Here is a 3,981-nt window from a genome sequence, read left to right on the forward strand (position 1 = left end):
AAATATACTAGCGTTTTTTGATACAAAACGTCTCAATAATTGCGATCAGGGAGGTAAGCAATGGAGATCGGCAAGAAACTAAGTGGTATTTCGCGTCGGGATTTCTTCCGCGTGGCGGGCCGTTACGGCATGAGCTCGACACTGCTGGCAGCAGGCGGGTTCGGCGGCGCGATGAGTCTGGCGAATCTGGCGCAGGCCGCTGAATCCACATATGAAAAGCGATTCTCGAAAGAGCCGAAGCACACGCTGAAATTCGGCGCATCGGGGTTCAACACCCGCAACCTGCTGATCGAACGCGCAGGCGCGATCGAGTTTGCACGCGATCTGGAAGAACGCACGGATGGCGAGATTCGCATCGAGTTCATCGGCGACAACCAGATTTGCGGGCAGCTGAGCTGTGTGGAAAAAACCCAGCAGGGAATCGTCGATATCTACGCGGCGTCGACTCAGAACTCGGCTGGCGGCGCGCCCTATCTGAACGTGCTGGACTATGCCTATATGTTCCCCAGCCGCGCGGCGCAGTATCACTTCTTTTACAGCCCCGCGAGCCAGCGCATCCTGCGCGATCCGCTGGAAAAACGGCACGGTCTGAAGTTCCTGTTCACGCATTGTGAACTGCGTGGTCTGCAGATGGGCGCGAACTTTGCCGACAAACCGACCGTCACCAAACTGGAAGAGCTGTTTGGCACCAAAAACCGCGTGACGGGCACGCAGCTTGGCCGAATCGCGATGCAGCTGCTGAACTTGAACCCGGTTCCGGTGGCATGGGAAGAAACGCTGGACGCGCTGAAAACCGGCCTGATCGATGGTGCAGAAACATGGGCGTCAGCCGTGGCCTACGCCAACATGGCACCCGTTGTATCGCAATCGGTGAACCTGAAGTTCTTCTGCGGTACTGAACACACTTCGATGTCTTCGAAGGTCTTCGACAGCCTGGGCGGTGAGCTGCAGGATGCGGTCATGGAATCGTCCTACTTCACGCAGGCCCTGATTCAGGGTGCCAATGAAGCGGCGCTTTTGAACACCGTTGGTTTCTCGGAACCGCAACTGCCGAACACGATCTTCGCCGAAAACGGTGTGCGCCCGGCCTTCCTGGCAGACGATCAGATCAAACTGGCCGAAGAAATGTGTGCCCCCAACTACAACCCCGAGCCTTGGGCGCAGTGGCGCGAGCGGATCAACAAATGGGCCGGTGGCATCGACACCTATCAGGAGATCTACGACATCGCGCGTGAGATCCCCGCTGACACTATCGCGGAAAACGTCGAGCCACGCCGCTGGTGGAGAGGCGAGGCCTAACCTAAGCTTAATACGAACCGGCCCATGTGGGCCGGTTCCACCAAACACCGACTGGGAGGACGGGGTTCATGTCATTTTGGGCAGATGTCGGCGCGATATTCAGTGCCTTGCTCACCTTCGATTCATTCGAGATTCAATCAGCGCTGGAATCCGACGCAACATGGGTTGTGGGCGCAATTGTCTCGGCCCTGGGCGGGCTCCTCATCATGTGGATTTACCGGAAAGTGCCGTTTGTCGAACGCCACTTTGAACGTGCCGTTATGGTCTATTCCTACCTTGCGATTGCCTTCATCATTTTCTGGGGGGTGATCGACCGGTTCGTGTTCAATGATCAGGAACCCTGGTCCACGACAATTCCTCCGCTTTTGTTCATGGTCATGGCCTGGTTCGGCGCGTCTTATAACGTGCGGCTGCGCACCCATCTGAGTTTCAGCGAGTTTCGCACGTCCATGCCGCGCGGCGGGCAACTGGCCTGCCTGTTTCTTGACGCGGTGCTGTGGTTCATCTTTGCGGTGATCGTCATCGTGACCACGACAAGGCTGGTGGCGCTGTCGGCCTCGAACTTTCAGATCGTTCTGGGCACCGACAATATTATGCAGTGGTGGTTCCTGTTGGCAGCACCATTGTCCTTCTTCCTCATGGTCGGGCGGGTGTTCCAAAACCTGGCTGACGATTTACACAACTGGAAAACTGGCGAGCCGCTAATCAAGCAGGCCGTGATCGGAGCAGACTGATGGCAGACGGAACCTTGGTCACACTGATCTCGCTGGGGGTCACATTCCTGTTCATGCTGGGCGTGCCCGTGCTGTTGGTCATCGGGTATTGGGTCATCGGCTGTTCCTTTGTCCTTGGCCTGACGCTGGACAATATGGGGGCCGAGCTGCTGAACGTGTTCAACAAGGGCTTTGCCCTGCTGGCGATGCCGCTGTTCATCCTGACCGGAGACCTGATCAACAAATCGGGCATTGCACGACGGCTCAGCGATTTTGCCTATGCTTGCCTGGGCTGGATACGCGGCGGGCTGGCGATGGCCTCGCTGGGGGCCTGCGGGCTGTTCGCGGCGATCTCGGGGTCGAACTCGGCCACGACGGCCACCATTGGCTCGATGCTGCACCCCGAAATGGTCAAGGGCGGCTATGACGAACGCTTCAGCGCCGCCACTGCGGCGGCGGGTGGTACGGTGGGGATCATCATTCCGCCATCGATCATCTTCATCGTCTACGGCTTCCTGATGAACCTGCCGATTTCCGAGCTGTTCGTGGCGGGCATCCTGCCCGGTGCACTCATGGTGTTCGGCATGCAGTTTGCCTGCTGGATCATCTGCCGCATGAATGGCTGGGGCTACCTGATCCCGCTGCAACTGAACCGGGTGCTGAAAACAGCATTCGGTGCCTGGCTGGGCTTCTTCGCCATCGGTCTGGTTCTGTGGGGCATCTATACCGGCAAGTTCTCTCCGACCGAGGCGGCGGGCGTGACCGTGGGCTTCTGCGTCATCGCCGGTCTGGTCAGCTATCCGATCAACCGGATCATGGGCGCGCGGAACGACATTCCGCCAACCGAGAAGACTTTTGCCGAAATGTTCGTGGTCGAAGGCTTCACGATCCCCGAGATCCCCTCGATCGTGATCCGCTCTGCGCAGATCACCGGCATCCTCGCACCGCTGATCGCCATTTCCGTTGTGATGCAGCAAATCCTGTCTTTGCTTGGCGCACAGGAGACTATCGGGAACTTTGTAACCTCGATGGGCGGCTATCACGCGGTTCTGTTCACCTCGATGGTGATCGTCTTCTTCTCGGGCATGGTGCTGGAAAGCCTGCCGGTGACGATCATCCTGGCCCCGATCCTGGCGCCGATTGCCGCTTCGGTCGGCATCGATCCGATCCATTTCTCGGTGATCTTCCTTGTGGGCGCGTCCATCGGGTTCATCACCCCACCTTACGGGCTGAACCTTTATGTGGCATCGGGCGTGACCGGAGTGCCCTATTTCCGGCTGCTGAGATACACGGTGCCCTATCTGGTGTCGTTGCTTTCAGTGTGGATTTTGGTGTCGCTCGTGCCCGATCTGGCCTTGATCCTGCTGCCAAATAACTAGACTGTTGCGGGATGGCCCTGACGGAAACAGAAACCAAGGAAACTCAGATCCCGACCAACCTGCGCCTTCTCCTCATCCTCGAGGAGGTGGCGCGGCGCGGGGTCGCCGTCAAACCATCGGACCTGATCGAAACCTTGGGTCTGGCCAAGCCAACCGTGCACCGCCTGCTGCAAACCGCCGAGGCCGAGGGCTTTCTGCAACGCGATCTGGATGGCCGCTCATACGGCCCGGGACACCGGCTGCGCCTGCTTTCGGTCAACACGATGTCCTCCGCGCATCTGCGCACGGCGCGTCTGGCGATCCTGCGCAGCGTCGCCGAACAGGTGGGCGAGACCTGCAACCTTGCCATTCCCGACCGCGAGGGGATGATCTATCTGGACCGGGTGGAAACCAAATGGCCGCTGCGGATTCAGCTGCCGGTCGGCACGCAGGTGCCGTTCCATTGCACCGCCAGTGGCAAGATGTACCTGTCGACACTGCGGCAGAAAACGCTGGAAGGGTTTCTTGCCGCCGGAAACCTGCAACCGGAGACCGAACGCTCGCTGACTTCACCCGGGGCGTTGCGAACGGAAATCCAGCGCATTGCCGAG

The 3,981-nt window shown here is 58.9% G+C and carries 4 protein-coding genes; all 4 read left to right on the top strand.

The annotated features are described in order from the left end of the window. Positions 1 to 60: 60 nt before the first annotated feature. Positions 61 to 1,299 carry a TRAP transporter substrate-binding protein gene (locus ACR0K1_RS25360; protein ID WP_480617671.1) on the top strand — a complete coding sequence of 413 codons (1,239 nt, stop codon included), beginning with the start codon at positions 61 to 63 and terminating at the stop codon, positions 1,297 to 1,299. A gap of 68 nt (positions 1,300 to 1,367) precedes the next feature. Then, complete coding sequence (locus ACR0K1_RS25365; protein ID WP_480617669.1) at positions 1,368 to 2,033, top strand: TRAP transporter small permease; 666 nt, start codon at positions 1,368 to 1,370, stop codon at positions 2,031 to 2,033. Then, positions 2,033 to 3,391, top strand: coding sequence for a TRAP transporter large permease (locus ACR0K1_RS25370; protein WP_480617667.1), 1,359 nt, complete (start codon positions 2,033 to 2,035; stop codon positions 3,389 to 3,391). The genes ACR0K1_RS25365 and ACR0K1_RS25370 overlap by 1 nt, the downstream gene beginning before the upstream one ends. An 11-nt stretch (positions 3,392 to 3,402) precedes the next feature. Continuing rightward, positions 3,403 to 3,981: IclR family transcriptional regulator (locus tag ACR0K1_RS25375; RefSeq protein WP_480852287.1), on the top strand; the 579-nt coding region annotated here is incomplete at its 3' end.

The organism is Ruegeria sp. F5 (genome assembly GCF_056533845.1).